Annotated in this window: 7 protein-coding genes and 1 pseudogene; 7 read left to right on the forward strand and 1 reads right to left on the reverse strand. The window is 45.3% G+C overall.

What is annotated here, in order from left to right; genetic code table 11:
* Positions 1 to 46 precede the first annotated feature (46 nt).
* From pheT to B5D06_RS07730, 7 genes are all read left to right on the forward strand, one after another.
* Positions 47 to 2,527, forward strand: a complete 2,481-nt coding sequence (gene pheT / locus B5D06_RS07695; RefSeq protein WP_078737423.1) for a phenylalanine--tRNA ligase subunit beta — start codon at positions 47 to 49, stop codon at positions 2,525 to 2,527.
* Positions 2,528 to 2,561: 34 nt separating this feature from the next.
* Positions 2,562 to 3,284 carry a YebC/PmpR family DNA-binding transcriptional regulator gene (locus B5D06_RS07700; RefSeq protein WP_078737424.1) on the forward strand — a complete coding sequence of 241 codons (723 nt, stop codon included), beginning with the start codon at positions 2,562 to 2,564 and terminating at the stop codon, positions 3,282 to 3,284.
* 231 nt (positions 3,285 to 3,515) lie between these two features.
* Positions 3,516 to 4,862 carry a dGTP triphosphohydrolase gene (gene dgt, locus B5D06_RS07705; RefSeq protein WP_078737433.1) on the forward strand — a complete coding sequence of 449 codons (1,347 nt, stop codon included), beginning with the start codon at positions 3,516 to 3,518 and terminating at the stop codon, positions 4,860 to 4,862.
* Between the two features lie 295 nt (positions 4,863 to 5,157).
* Positions 5,158 to 7,671 carry a ribonucleoside-diphosphate reductase subunit alpha gene (locus B5D06_RS07715; RefSeq protein ID WP_078737426.1) on the forward strand — a complete coding sequence of 838 codons (2,514 nt, stop codon included), beginning with the start codon at positions 5,158 to 5,160 and terminating at the stop codon, positions 7,669 to 7,671.
* Between the two features lie 45 nt (positions 7,672 to 7,716).
* A complete protein-coding gene (locus B5D06_RS07720) occupies positions 7,717 to 8,757 on the forward strand; it encodes a ribonucleotide-diphosphate reductase subunit beta (protein ID WP_078737427.1) in 1,041 nt (346 codons plus the stop codon).
* 166 nt (positions 8,758 to 8,923) lie between these two features.
* Complete coding sequence (secDF, locus tag B5D06_RS07725; protein ID WP_078737428.1) at positions 8,924 to 11,896, forward strand: protein translocase subunit SecDF; 2,973 nt, start codon at positions 8,924 to 8,926, stop codon at positions 11,894 to 11,896.
* Between the two features lie 170 nt (positions 11,897 to 12,066).
* Positions 12,067 to 14,742 carry a TonB-dependent receptor gene (locus B5D06_RS07730; protein ID WP_078737429.1) on the forward strand — a complete coding sequence of 892 codons (2,676 nt, stop codon included), beginning with the start codon at positions 12,067 to 12,069 and terminating at the stop codon, positions 14,740 to 14,742.
* A 636-nt stretch (positions 14,743 to 15,378) separates the two neighbouring features.
* Here B5D06_RS07730 and B5D06_RS07740 read toward each other — a convergent pair.
* Positions 15,379 to 15,678 (reverse strand): annotated as a pseudogene (locus B5D06_RS07740) (hypothetical protein); the annotation flags it as partial.

Consider the following 15,678-nt stretch of genomic DNA (forward strand, 5'->3'; position numbering starts at 1 on the left):
TACCCACTGAACGGAAAGTGTTTCCGAACTAAAAAACAAAACATATATGAACATATCCTACAAATGGCTTGCGGACTACTTGCCAGCCGTACATGAAATGACCCCTCAGGAAGTAGCCGATGCTCTTACCTCTATAGGACTTGAAACAGGAAGTATAGAACGTGTTGATACTATCAAAGGAGGATTGCAGGGTTTTGTGGTAGGGCATGTGCTCACTTGTACGGAGCATCCCAATTCGGACCACCTGCACTGCACCACGGTAGACGTAGGCGGAGAAGAACCTCTTAAGATCGTTTGTGGTGCTTCGAATATAGCTCAAGGACAATATGTTATTGTGGCAACCATTGGTACCACGCTTTATAGTGGGGAAGACTCTTTCGTTATCAAGAAATCTAAGCTAAGAGGAGAGGAAAGTCATGGTATGATTTGCTCCGAAGTGGAGCTCGGAGTGGGATGTGATAGTAGTGGTATCCTTGTTTTGAAAGATACTCCTGCACCTGGAACTCCCGCTGCAGAATATTTTAAGATAGAGAGCGACTATGTGTTAGAAGTAGACATTACTCCCAATCGTGTGGATGCCACTTCTCACTTTGGTGTAGCAAGAGATTTGGCGGCTTACCTCAATCAGAAAGGTAAGTCTGTACATGCCGAAAAACCTGCTATCACCGACATCAACCATCGTAATGATGTTAAGGCAATCGATATAGCTGTAGAAGTACCCGAGGAGGCCTGTCCTCGTTACCAAGGAGTAGTGGTAGAGGGGCTTACCAATGGAGAAAGTCCTCAGTGGTTACAGGAACAGCTCACGTCCATAGGCTTGCGTCCGCTTAATCTTTTGGTAGATATTTCTAACTATGTACTACACGAAATGGGACAACCCCTCCACTTCTTCGATGCCGATCACATTGTCGGGGGGAGAATACGTGTAGCTCAACTACCTGAAGGAACCCTATTCACCACCTTAGATGGTGTAGAGCATAAGTTGCAGGGTACAGAACTAATGATCTGCGACGATAAGTACACTCCGCTCTGTATGGCAGGTGTTTTCGGTGGATTGGATTCGGGCGTAACAGAGGCTACTACTCGTATTTTTATTGAATGTGCCAACTTTAACAGCACACTTGTGCGTAAGGCAGCCCGAGCTCATGCTCTCAACACCGACTCCTCCTTCCGCTTTGAACGTGGTTTAGACCCCGACGCAACCGATTTTACCCTCCGTCGTGCTCTCTCTTTGATAACCGAGTTAATCCCTGGAGCGACTATAGGTACTATCGTTGATGTCTATAGGAAACACCCCGAACAACCTCAATGTACCCTCCATAAGAGCAAACTAACAGAAGTCGCAGGTGCAGAGCTTCCAGAAACAACTGTGCTCAAAATTTTGGAGGACTTGGATATTAAGCCTCTTAAAAACACAGAGAAAGGTTGGATTTTGTCTCTACCTGTTTACCGTACCGATGTGCGTCGTGAGATTGACGTGATAGAGGAAATACTCCGCATATATGGTTACAACGAAATTCCACTCAAAGGCTATATCCATGCTAATTTGAGTACACGCAGTGAAAATGATTTGGACTATCACTCTGAAATCATATTGAGCGAACAGTTAGTTGGCGCAGGTTACAATGAAATCCTCTCCAACTCTCTTACGGCAGAGCGTTACTATACCGATTTAACCACCTATCCTACAAGTGAATTAATTTCTTTGGTTAATCCTTTGAGTAGAGAGCTCGGTGTATTGCGTCAGACCCTTCTCTTCGGAGGCTTGGAGGCAATCAGTCGCAACTTCCACAACAAACAGAATGTATGTGCCTTCTTTGAATGGGGTAACTGCTATCGAAAAGAGGTGAAAGGGGGTGCCGAAAAGAACGATCTCTCGGTCTATCAAGAAACAGCCATGTTGGGTCTCTGGCTCTCGGGCACACGAGCAGAAAACAGTTGGTTAGCCACAAGTCAAAAAATGACCGTTTATCACCTCAAAGCCGATGTGGAGAACCTCCTCCGACGCATGCATGTAGATCCTCAAGAACTCCACACAGAAATCTCTTCAAACGACCTCTTTACCGACTTTTTGGAATACAAAGTAGGAGGTCCCTCTGGGGCTTGTCTCGCTTGGTTAGGGAGGCTTAAACCCGAGATCACTAAGCCTTTTGAGATTGAGGACCCTGTATTCTATGCAGAGATCGACAGAACTCTCTTGATGCAGTGCGGCAGGAAGAAGCCCTTACAAGCTAAGGAAATCAACAAATTCCCCGTTGTAAAACGAGATTTGGCTCTTCTCTTAGACGAAACAATACATTTTGCCGAGGTGCAAAAGATTGCTTATAAAGCAGAGCGTAAACTGCTCCAACGAGTAGAGCTCTTCGATGTATATACGGGTAAGAACCTTCCCGAGGGGAAAAAGAGCTATGCCGTTAGCTTCTATCTACAGGACGAAGTGGCCACTCTCAACGATAAACAGATAGATAAGAGCATGCTCCGCATCCGTCAACTATTGGAGAAAGAGCTCGGGGCATCGTTACGATAGACAATAAGAAACAAAATATAGATACCAAAGATTTATGGGAAGAGCTTTTGAATATCGCAAAGCACGAAAGATGAAACGCTGGGGCAATATGGCCCGCGTCTTCACAAAGTTGGGTAAAGAGATAACCATGGCGGTAAAAGCTGGTGGTTCCGACCCCGACACTAACCCACGTTTGCGTGTACTTATACAGACGGCAAAGAAAGAAAACATGCCTAAGGAAAACGTAGAGCGTGCTATCAAAAAGGCTACGGACAAGGACTTCTCGGACTATAAGGAGGTAAACTATGAGGGATATGGACCCAATGGAATTGCCATCTTTGTAGAGACAGCCACTGATAACACCACTCGTACGGTGGCTAATATCCGTAGTTACTTCAACAAGCATGGAGGTAGTCTGGGAACCACAGGAAGCCTTGAGTTTCTTTTCGACCATAAGTGTGTCTTTCATTTGCGCAAACGTGAGGATATAGATTTGGAGGAATTTTCTCTTGAGGTTATCGACTTTGGTGTAGAGGACGAGATCGAAGAGGAAGAGGGAGAGCTCATTCTCTATGGAGAGTTTGCTCAAAACGCAGCCCTACAAAGCTATCTCGAAGAGAATGGATGGGAAATTCTCTCGGCAGAGTTTGTACGTATCCCCAAGGATTATCGAGATGTAACGCCAGAAGAGGCAGAACAAGTGAACAAACTAATTGAAAAAATCGAAGAGGACGAAGATGTACAAAACGTCTTCTCCAATATGCGTGAGACGGAGTAAGAGCTGCTCCTTAAGCAAAGATTATAAATAGCAATGCCCCTCCCTTCCTATTAAGCGAAGTGGAGGGGTATTTGTTTTTATTCGGAGTCATTGAGCCGCCTCAAAGAACCCCTCGAAGAGGTCCCTAAAAACTCTCATAGCATTGTGTAGAGAGAATAGTTCTTTTACCTTTGCGGATATAAAGAAAGCTCCGCAAAGGTCCTCAAAAAGATAAAAAACAACACTATGGCAATGACTTGGCAGAAACTCTTGTCCGATATGCGTTTGGGCAAAGAGGATGAGAAACGCGATAAAACAATTCTTTCCTCGGGTGCAGGACGCAGTTCCGACTTTGAGAGAGATTTTGACCGCCTGATATTCTCCGCTCCTTTCCGACGGTTACAAAACAAAGCACAAGTCTTCCCCCTTCCTGGCAACGTATTCGTCCACAATCGGCTCACGCACAGTTTAGAAGTTAGTTGTGTAGGACGCTCTTTGGGGAATAATATTACCCGCCGCTTGCAGGGGGAGTACGGGCACGAACTATTCGATCCCTTGGCGATCGCTTCGATTGTATCTTCAGCCTGCCTTGCGCACGACATGGGCAATCCTCCTTTTGGACACAGTGGCGAGCGGGCAATATCAAACTACTTTGCAGATGGAGCAGGCAAACAATGGGAGGAACAAGTGCGCCGTGAGGGTGGACGCTGGGAAGACTTTCTACATTTTGAGGGTAATGCCAACACGTTTCGTTTGCTCACACACCAGTTTGAGGGCAGGAGAAAAGGAGGTTTTGCCCTCACGTATACCACATTAGCATCGGTAGTAAAGTACCCTTTCTCCTCCATTGCTGGGCAGAAGAAGGGGAAATTCGGATTCTTTGAGACCGAGCAAGAAACCTTTCAAACTATTGCCGATCACTTAGGGTTGCTTCGTTTCGAAGATAATCCTTTGCGCTATGCCCGCCATCCATTGGTCTTTTTGGTCGAAGCGGCAGACGATATTTGTTACCAGATAATGGATTTGGAGGACGCTTGTAAACTGCGTCTTTTGGGGTATCAAGAGGTAATACAACTCATGCTGGACTTCTTTTCCGAGGAGGAACAAGCACACATCCAAGAAATTGCCCATAGCATAGACGACAAAAACGAACGTATAGCTTACGTTCGCTCTAAGGTTATCAATCTTTTGGTGGAGGAGTGCTCCGAAGCTTTTTTACGTCACGAACGGGAGATTTTGGAAGGTACCTTTCAAGGGGCTCTCATCAAAGTTACCTCAGAACGATGTGCCCGAGCCTATCGCAACTCAAGTGAAGTAGCTCGTAAAAACATCTACGTAACGCAGGATGTGGTCGATGTGGAGCTGGCTGGGCATCGCATCTTTGAGGAAATTATTGATCGGATGATGTATGCACTTCTCAATCCTGATAACTCCTATTCGAAAACTTTTCTCAAGCGCGTAAGTAGTCAGTATAATACGGGCGCAGAGAGCCTTTATGGAAAAATTCAGTGTACGCTCGACTTCCTTTCAGGGATGACAGACCTCTATGCACTCGACCTGTATCGCAAACTGACGGGAATGAACCTCCCTGCCGTCTGAAAGCTGTGTTCTCAAAATAGTTACTGCATATTCAATCTCTACTAACGACGAGCCCTGACGATAGTTGGGATTCGTGTGAGCTTTTGTTTCCTCCTATAACAACTTTTTTTCTCTCCTATGCAAACTCTACTTTCTTCCTATGCAAACTCGAGTTTCCTCCTGTGCAAACTTTTGCCCCTTTCCACCCCCTTGATATAAGGCATAGCATCAGCAAGAAAAAAGGTTACGAAAACATCGAAGCGTACAAAATCAAATCAATTTCTATCTTTGCAGAACGAAAATAGCCTTCACCGCGATGTTAATTATAAAGAGAAATAAACAAACTGAGGAATTTACCCTTGACAAGATAAAAAATGCGCTGAAGCGTGCCTTCGGAGCAACTAAAACAAAGATTTCACAACGAGAACTCACAGAGCTTTGTAAGAAAATCCTTGCAGAAATAGAGTCCCTACAACGTAAGCAAATCGACGTGGAGATGGTACAGGATATCGTCGAAACCGAGCTTATGAAGGGCGGACATTACAAAGTTGCCAAAGCCTATATACTCTACCGTACCAAGCGCACCGAGGCTCGTGAAGTAATCAATAAATTCCGCGTACAGGTCAAAGACGAAGAGATCATCTCGTTGCTCAAAGAGATACAAGAGCAACACCAGGGTGCTGTATATGCTTTAGACCTCCTATACGCTAAGTTTTTTGCTTTCTTCAAAGAGGGGGGCAATACGCTCTCCACGCTTATCAAAGCTGCCGTTGAGCTCATTACACCTCAGGCTCCCAACTGGGAATATATCGCCTCTCGCCTCTACGCCTTGGAATTAAGAAAAGCTTTGGATAAAGAGGAAGAATCTCTAAACATAGACAGTTTTTATGCCAAGATTAAGTACCTCACAGATGAGGGATTGTATGGCCGCTACATCTTAGAAAACTATACTCGAGAGGAGATAGACCGACTGGCGCAAGGTATCGACAACGAACGTACTCAGCTACTCACCTATAGCAGTCTCCACTTGGTGGCTAAACGCTACGTGATACGCTCGGGTAGTCATACGATATTGGAGAGCCCACAAGAGATGTTTATGGGCATCGCCATGCACCTTGCTATGCCCGAGAAGGAAAACAAAGTGCATTGGGCTAAAAAGATATACGATATACTCTCTCAACTCAAGGTTACGATGGCAACGCCCACTATGAGCAATGCCCGTAAACCCCTGAGCCAGCTCTCCAGTTGCTTTATCGACGTCATGCCCGACAACCTTATTGGCATTTATCGTACGATAGACAACTTTGCCCAAGTCTCTAAGTTCGGGGGTGGTATGGGTATATATTTAGGTAAAATACGTGCCGTAGGTAGTGATATTAGGGGCTTCAAAGGTGTAGCTGGTGGCGTGCTTAAGTGGGTCAAACTGGCCAACGATACCGCCATTGCGGTAGACCAATTGGGCGTTCGTCAGGGTTCGGTAGCTCTTTACTTAGATATTTGGCACAGGGATATGCCCGAGTTTCTGCAGATACGTACCAATAACGGAGACGATCGTATGAAAGCGCATGATGTTTTCCCTGGCGTATGTATCCCCGATTACTATTGGCAGCAACTCGAGGAGAATCCCAATGGAGAGTGGTATATGTTATGCCCTCACGAAGTTTTGGCCACCAAAGGCTATGCGTTGGAAGACTTCTTCGGCGATGAATGGACGCGACGCTACCTCGACTGTGTAGCCGATAACCGCCTGACTAAAAGACCCATTGCCATTAAAGATATGTTACGCCTTATTATTAAGTCGGCAGTGGAAACGGGTACGCCTTTCATCTTCAACCGAGATACGGTCAATCGCATGAATCCTAACGCTCATCAGGGTATCATTTACTGCTCTAACCTCTGTACAGAGATAGCTCAAAACCAGAGCGAGATACGCCTTAAACAGATTAAGGTAGAGATAGAGGATGGCGCAGAGGTAGTGGTGGAAAAGAGCATTGCGGGCGACTTTGTGGTGTGCAATCTTGCGTCTCTTGTACTGGGTAACATCAATACAGACCAACCCGACGAACTTAAAGATATTGTCCATACCATAGTACGTGCTCTGGACAACGTTATCAACCTCAACTTCTACCCTATACCCTACGCAGAAATAACCAATATGAAGATGCGTCCCATAGGCTTAGGCACCAGCGGATACCATCATCTACTGGCAAAAAAAGGTATTGCATGGGAGAGCGAGGAGCATCTACAATTTATGGATAAGCTCTATGAACGCATTAACTTCCACGCTATAGAAGCCTCGGCAGAACTGGCTGAGGAGAAGGGTCGTTATACTTATTTTGAGGGAAGCGACTGGCAGACAGGTGCCTACTTTACCAAAAGAGACTACACCTCTAAAGAGTGGCAACAGCTCGCAGCACAGGTGGCACAAAAAGGTATGCGCAACGGCTATCTTCTCGCCATAGCACCTACCAGCTCTACCTCTATAATAGCAGGAACGACGGCTGGTACCGACCCCATCATGAACCGCTATTTCTTGGAAGAAAAGAAGGGCTCTATCGTGCCTCGTGTAGCACCCGATTTGACCGATAGTACCTTCTGGTTGTACAAAACAGCCCACACCATAGATCAAAAATGGGTAGTAGATGCCGCAGGTGTGCGCCAACGCCATTTGGATCAGGCACAGTCGGTAAACCTTTTTATCACCCAAGAGATAACATTTGGCGGCATACGCGACCTCTATCTAAGAGCTTGGCACAAAGGCGTTAAGACCCTATACTACATCCGAAGTCTTGCCCTCGAAGTGGAGGAATGTGAGACTTGCTCGGCATAATTGAACATATAAACAGACCGTTAGCTATAGACACTTGATACGTTTATGGATTTAAAGAAAAAAGCACTCTTCAATGAGTTGGGAGATATAGAACTCTCTAAACGTCGTTTGATAAATGGAAATACGACCAACCTCAACGACTTCAACAACATAAAATACACATGGGTTTCCAACTGGTATCGCACCGCAATGAACAACTTCTGGATACCCGAGGAAATCAATCTGAGTCAGGATGTAAAAGACTATCGTCTGCTATCGCCTGCCGAGAAGAGTGCCTACGATAAAATCCTTTCGTTCCTGATTTTCTTAGACAGCATACAAACAGCCAATCTGCCCAGCGTCGGCGAATATATCACAGCTAACGAGGTTAATTTATGCCTTACCATACAGGCTTTTCAAGAGGCAGTACACTCGCAAAGCTATAGCTATATGCTCGATACAATCTGCTCGCCCGAGGAACGCACAGAGATTCTTTATCAGTGGAGAGACGACCCCCATTTGCTACGACGTAACAAGTTTATCGGCGATATCTATAATGAGTTTCAGGAAAACAAAACACCCGAACAGTTGCTCCGTACCATGGTGGCCAACTACATTCTCGAGGGGGTTTACTTCTACTCTGGGTTCATGTTTTTCTACAACTTAGGACGCATCGGTAAAATGCCTGGTTCCGTGCAAGAAATACGTTATATCAACAGAGACGAAAACACTCACTTGTGGCTCTTCCGATCTATGATACTTGAGTTGAAAAAAGAGGCTCCAGGGCTCTTCACACCCGAGAGCGAGGAGATCTTTAGAGGTATGATAAAAGAGGGGGCTCTACAAGAAATCGAGTGGGGTAAATATGTGATTGGCAACGAAATAGAGGGGTTAACTGAGCAAATGGTTAGTGACTACATCATGTATTTGGCCAACCTGCGCTCGTCGAACCTTGGGCTCGGAGTAATCTTCCCAGGATACGAAGAGGAGCCTATGAGTATGGATTGGGTATCTCAATACAGCAACTCCAACCTCATTAAGACCGATTTCTTTGAGGCTAAGCCGAGTGCTTATGCCAAATCTGCCTCTATCGAAGATGATCTTTAGAAAAATTAAAATTTGCCCTTTGAGAGTACCAATGCCCCTTTTTGTTGGGGCGTTTCTCTTTGAAAACTTTACTTCATCAAAGAGTTTTTGATATATGTCGCAAAAAAAGGTATAACTTTGCGCTCGTGGATTATTAAGTATTTTATTATAAAGCAAGTAAAAACAGATGCAAAACAAAGGATTTGTGATCTTCATCACAGCTGCGTTGGCCATTATCTGTGCCTACTATCTTTCGTTCACTCCTGTAGTACGCCACTATGAGAATAAAGCAGAGGCTATGACCGCTGCGGGGCAAGATGGTAAAGCATACCTCGATTCGATGGCTAATGAGAAAGTTTGGTTCGGACAAACACTCAAGAAAGCAAGAACACAACAAATAGGATTAGGACTTGACCTCAAGGGAGGGATGAACGTAGTACTACGCCTCAATGCAAAGGATCTACTCATTAATCTCTCCGATCACAGTGAAGACCCTAATTTCCTTAAAGCCTTAGACAACGCTACAAAGTCCTCTCAATCGGGAGACTTTATCGACAAGTTCGTTAGCGAGTATAAGAAAATTGCTCCCGATGGGCAACTTTCTATCATATTCGGTAACGGAGACCTCCGTGAGCAGGTGTCGGCTCGTAGCACCAACGAGGAAGTTATCAAGATCCTTAAGGAGAAATACAACAGTGCATCTGAAGCCTCCATCAACGTGCTGCGTACCCGTATCGACCGTTTTGGGGTAGTAGCACCCAACATCCAAAAGATCGAGGGCGAAGGTCGTATATTGGTAGAGCTTCCTGGGGTTAAAGAGCCTGAGCGTGTACGTAGCCTTTTACAACAGAGTGCTAACCTCCAATTCTGGCGTACTTATGACTACACCGAGATTGAGAGCGATTTGATCAATGCCAACACACGCCTCTCGGCAATGGCCTCTCTCTCTACTACCGAGGTTACCCCCTCTGAAGAAGTAACGGCAGAAGTAACCCCAGCAGAGGAAACAGCTCCTGCCACCGAAGAGACAGCAGCTGTAGCTCCCGAAGCAACAGAAGTAACTGCTGATACCGTAGAAAGTAAGGCAGAAGCTACTAATGATGTGCTTTTCAGCCGCCTCAACCTCATCAACAGAGGTGCAATCGTCGGTATGGCTCGTAATGCTGATCGTGCTGCAATTGACAGCCTCATCCAAATAGCAAAAGAAAAAGGCTTTATCCGTGAAGACCTCCTCCTCCTCTGGGGTAACACTCCTTATGTAAACCCAGAAACAAAGAGAGAGACAGACCTTTACGAGCTCTACGCGATACGAGGCAACCGTACTGGTCAGCCCGATTTGGGCGGAGAGGTAGTAACCTCTTCTAAGAGCGAAATGAGCCAATCTATGATTAGTCGTGGTCCTATCGTTACAATGGCGATGAACGAAGAGGGTGCACGCAAGTGGGCACGTCTCACAAAAGAGAACATCGGTAAGCCTATTGCCGTAGTTTTGGACAATGTAGTTTACTCTGCACCTGCTCCTCGTGGAGAGATTACAGGCGGACGCTCAGAAATTAGTGGTGACTTTACCGTAGAACAAACAGTCGACCTTGCCAACGTACTCAATTCTGGACGTATGGAAGCAACTGTTACTATCGAACAGGAAAACGTAGTAGGCCCTACTCTCGGGGAAGAATCTATCCGTTCAGGGGTTATTTCTTTCTTCGTGGCACTGCTCATTCTCATGATTTACATGTGCTTGGCCTATGGTTTAATCCCTGGTTTGATTGCCAACGGAGCTCTTGTTATCAACAGTTTCTTCACGTTAGGTATCTTGGCATCGTTCCACTCTGTCCTCACTCTCTCTGGTATCGCCGGGTTGGTACTAACCTTGGGCATGGCAGTCGATGCTAACGTGCTTATATTTGAGCGCATAAAAGAAGAGTTACGTGCAGGTAAGTCTGTAACACGTGCTATTGCCGACGGTTATGGCAATGCCTTCTCTGCTATCTTCGACTCTAACATCACAACCATTATCACTGGGGTTATCCTCTATACTTTCGGTACAGGACCTATCCGTGGTTTTGCTACTACCTTGATTATTGGTTTGATTGCCTCTTTCATAACCGCCGTATTCTTGACACGTATCGTGGCAGAGTGGCTCGATAAGAAAGGCAAGATGAGCAAGGTTACTTATACAACTTCTATCACTCGTAACATATTGACCAACCCAACTTTCAACATCTTGGGCAAGCGCAAACTCGGTATTGCTATACCTGTAATCCTTGTACTCGTAGGTGTGGTTGGATTTGCCACACTGGGCTTGAATAAGGGTATCGAGTTCTCTGGAGGTCGTAACTTCGTGATAGCCTTTGACCAAAAGGTTAACATCGAAGAGATACGCGCAGCTCTTGCTCCAGAACTTGATAACAAACTCGTGGTTACCTCTATAGGTAATGAAGGTACCGAGGTACGTGTCGCTACCAACTATATGATAGAAGAGAATACTGCCGAGGTCGAAGATGCCATTAACAACAAGCTCTACAACGCTTGTAAGGCATTCTATCAAAATCCTGTAAGCAAAGAAACTTTCCTTTCCGAAAGCATTGTAAGTTCTCAAAAGGTAAGTGCAAGCATGTCTAAAGATATTAGTCGCAAGGCGTTCATTGCCGTGCTAATCTCTTTATTCTTCATGGCATTCTACATTCTTATCCGTTTCCGTCGTATTTCTTACTCTATCGGAGCTTTTGCCTCTGTAACAGCTACGACCCTCAGCATTATAGCTCTCTATATTTTGCTCTGGAAGTTTATGCCTTTTACGATGGAAATCGATCAAAACTTCATTGCGGCCATTCTTGCTATTATCGGTTACTCAATCAACGATACTGTGGTAGTATTTGACCGTATCCGCGAGACTGTAAAGAACTATCCTAATAGAGATTTCTATACAACCATTAACGATGCGTTGAATAGCACTCTATCAAGAACATTAAATACCTCATTGACCACCTTCATTGTGATGTTTATCATCTTCATCTTTGGAGGCGCATCTATGAGAAGCTTTACTTTTGCAATTCTGCTTGGTATCGTAATCGGAACATACAGTACACTCTTTGTAGCTTCTCCGATTGCTTATATGCTTGCCACAAAGAAATCAAAGAAACAGATTGCAAAAAGATGATTGCCCATCAGTAAAGTAGTTTAAGCAACCTTATTTATGGAGACTCCTCTTCTATCACAGCCGTGTTAGGGGGAGTCTTCGGCTTTAGGGAAAAAAGATATCAAACAAAAAGAAACAAGAAAAAGTATTGAAGAAACTATTAGAGAACAGAAACTAAAAAAGGAATTTTTATGAGACAGAACAGAGTACGTTTTATGAGTCTATTGCTCTTGACACTCATTAGCATAGGCTGGACCTACGCCCAGACGTTGGTAACGGGTAAGGTTTTAGATAAAGAACTAAAGAGCCCTATCGTCGGAGCTTCTGTAAGTACAGGTCAGGGAGCTACTCTCAAGGGTACTACAACCGATGCAGAGGGCAACTTTAAACTCGAGGTACCACGCAACGCTACACTTACCATTAGGAGCGTTGGTTATGTATCTTACACCCACAAGCTATCGGCTACTACACGTACCTACGCATTGGGCACCATTTACTTGGTAGAGGATGCGGTTAGCTTGGGACAGGTAGAAGTTATTGCCTCTATCGTGCCCAAAGACAGAAAGGTACCCGTACCCGTTTCTAATATCTCGTTGGCACAAATCGAGAGCAAGGCATTCAATACCGAGTTCCCCGAACTTCTTAAGTCTACTCCTTCGGTATATGTAACTCGTTCAGGGGGTGGTTTTGGAGATTCTCGTATCATGATGCGTGGTTTCGACACTAACAACCTTGGGGTGCTTATCAACGGAGTGCCCGTAAACGACATGGAGAACGGACGTGTTTACTGGAGTAACTGGGCTGGACTCAACGACGTATCCTCTTTGGTACAGGTACAGCGAGGTTTGGGAGCATCTCGCCTCGGTATATCTTCTGTCGGAGGTACCATCAACATCGTAACAAAGAATGTAGATGCTAAAAAGGGAGGAAGTGTATATACGGGTATTGGTAACGACCAGTATGTCAAGTACGGCTTCAGTATCTCTACAGGTTTGATGGACAACGGCTGGGCTGTTACTGCTTCGGGAGCTACCTCTTACGGAGATGGATATGTAAAGGGAACCGACTTCCGTGGATGGAGCTATTTCTTGAACCTCTCTAAAAAAATCAACGAAGACCACACTCTTTCTTTTACCGCTTTTGGTGCTCCTCAGTGGCACAACCAAAGATCGGCTCGCCATACACAAGAGCAGTATGCAGAGCATCCCGACAAAGAGCGTATGAACTTAGAGTATGGTTATCTCAATGGTGGGGTATACTCTGCTCGCCACAACTTTTATCACAAGCCACAACTCTCACTCAACCATCTTTGGAGAATAGACGAACGCTCTTCTCTCAGCACAGCTGTTTACGCTTCTATCGCTAACGGAGGTGGACGTCGTGTAGATGGCAAAATCGAAAAAGTTGGAGGAAAAACAGTGCGCTATACCAACTGGATCGAGGCATATCGTGGCAAACTTGACCCTATCGCTAAGCGTACAGCGAGCGGACTTGTAGATTGGGAAAGCATTTTCGCTGCCAATGCTGCAGAAGGAGATAAAGGTTCCAAAGTTATCCTTGCCAACAGTGTCAACAACCACCAATGGTATGGTATCCTCTCTACCTATCGCAATCGTTTGGATGAGCAGTTCACCATCACAGCAGGGGTCGACGGACGTCTCTACAAAGGCGATCACTACAAGCAAGTGTATGACCTTTTGGGCGGTGTGAACTATCAAAATCAGCTACTTAAAAACCAAATAGACGCAGGTAAGACTTTCCTCAAACCTGGCGACATCTTTGACTACCATAATATCGGTGAGGTAGTATGGGGAGGAGCTTTTGCTCAGGGAGAGTTTACCAGTGACGAATTTGATGCTTTCTTATCAGGGTCTCTAACCTATCAAGGTTATCGTTACCTCGTGCCCGACGGATACAACGAAGCTAATTATAAAAAGTTGGCTGCAGATATACGCGACCGTGCCGCTTCTGACCGCGTGAACTTCATGCCCTTTAGTATTAAGGCGGGAGCTTCTTACAAATTCCTCGATTACAATAACGTGTTTGTCAATGCAGGTTACTTCACTCGTGCTCCTCATTTCGGGGGGACGTTCCTCAACTACTCTGCAGAGATCAACAAGAACTTGACCAACGAGAAAATCCTCACAGCAGAGTTGGGTTACGGATTTACCAACGAGTATGTTCGTGTCAATTTGAACGGTTACTACACCAAGTGGAACGACCGTTTCTTGCGTCGCTCAAGTGTACTCGATACACGTCAGTACTTCAACTTCCGTGGTTTGAACGCACAGCACATGGGGGTAGAACTCGAGGCAGAGGCTCGTCCCGTAGATGAATTACGCCTTAACGCTATGATTTCTTGGGGAGACTGGCGTTGGGGTGGTAAGACGCTCTTCGATGTATATGATGAGTCTCAAACAAAAGTGGGCGATGGAGAGATTAACCTCAAAGGTGTACACGTAGGTAACTCAGCTCAGTTCACAGCAGCTTTCGGCTTCGATTGGGAAGTATTCTCCAAGCTCCACCTCCGTGGTAACGTGAACTACTTTGGTAAGAACTATGCAGACTTCGAACCCACCAACCGTCTTTCTAAGAAAGGTGGAGAAATCGAGGTGTATACTGGTGATGCCTGGAAGATGCCCGATTACACATTGGTAGACCTCTCTGTAAGCTACAACTTTGAGCTTTATAAGGGTATGACAGCCACCATCTTCGGAGGCGTTAATAACCTTTTCAACACTCGCTACATAGCCGATGCTACCGACGGTGTTAAGGTAGATAGCAACAACGTACGTACAGGTGAAGATGCCCTCGTATGGTACGGATTTGGACGCACTTGGCAGATGGGTATGCGCGTTAACTTCTAACGCCACTCCGCATAGTACCAAGGGGCGAAAGACTTTGGAAAAGTATTGACTTTTGCAGAGCATTTTTGAGAGAGTGTAAAGCTCCATTCCCTAAGGTGCCTAACAATAAAAAGCTGTATCTCGCACAAAAACGAGCTACAGCTTTTTCTTTCTTTTCTCTTTCCTTTGTCACATATCCGAAGGAAGTATTTATTTTTAGAGCCAGAGAAAAAGGTAGACAGGTACTAATCGCACTATAATAGAATTGAAACTAGGAGATGCTATCGGTGGGGCTGCAGGAGAGTGGCGTACTAATCGCATTATAATAGTATTGTAAGAGAGTACCTTTCAAATCTGCGCTACATTCCCATATTTTTTTTTCTTACCCCAGAGGGAGAGACAGGTTATAACAAAACCGACCTTTCATTTTTCTCCTCACTAACTTTTTGCCTGCGAACTATCTTGCTGAGGAGCAGAGTGTTACCATTTAGTAGTGAATAGATAGGTAACGATTAAGAAATGAGCGGAGTGCTTTGAGGTACACTGTTTTGAATAGCCAAAGAACGCTCACTATTATCACTTGCAAAGATATTGATTTGTGAGCAAAAGTGAGCGTTCTTTCGTGATTTTCTTCTTTGAGAAGAGAGAATTTGTTCCCTACATCCTTCGTCCCCGTTTCTTTCTCTTGTTGGCTTCGTGGCGCAGTCTCCGCTGAAAGGCGGTTTCGGCATAATTCTCTCCATGGACTTGGAAGTCCAGTACACCGCCAACACCCGATGCAATCCCTTCGGCAACAACATCCACTACGCTCTCAACAAGGCTTGGTTCAGGACTTGGTGTTGGCTGTCGCTTTTCTTCTTGTAAAGGGCTTTTCGTCTGATAAATTGGAACAGAAGAGTGATAGGGAGCAGCATAGGACAGCCCGAATTGTTTCAGCAGCGAGTTATATCCAAACTC

Source organism: Porphyromonas circumdentaria, from assembly GCF_900167105.1.
Taxonomy (GTDB): Bacteria; Bacteroidota; Bacteroidia; order Bacteroidales; family Porphyromonadaceae; genus Porphyromonas; species Porphyromonas circumdentaria.